The organism is Lacinutrix sp. MEBiC02595 (assembly GCF_053601555.1).
Genome location: NZ_JBSHNU010000252.1, coordinates 1 through 221, shown reverse-complemented (window position 1 = coordinate 221; position 221 = coordinate 1). Strand labels below are relative to the sequence as shown.

Sequence of the window (221 nt, the reverse complement as noted above, 5' to 3'; positions counted from 1 at the left end):
AGATTCAAGCGCAAGTATGTTAGCAGTATTCCAAGCATCGGCAATAGTTTCGTTATCATCTGCTGTACAATCTACAGAGGCATCTGTAACTGTAGTACAAACTGTTAAATCTGGACCGATAGAATCGTTAAGCGTAAGAATGGCAACAAGTATAGTTTCGTTATCACAATCATCTGCAACGGTATAGGTAACTGTAATTGTACCACCAAGTCCACAAGTGG

The 221-nt window shown here is 39.8% G+C and carries 1 protein-coding gene; it reads right to left on the bottom strand.

Translation table 11 applies throughout. From position 1 onward, the window contains the following. A partial coding sequence (locus tag ACVCZW_RS19450; protein ID WP_452233241.1) for a hypothetical protein occupies positions 1–221 on the bottom strand: 221 nt, incomplete at both ends.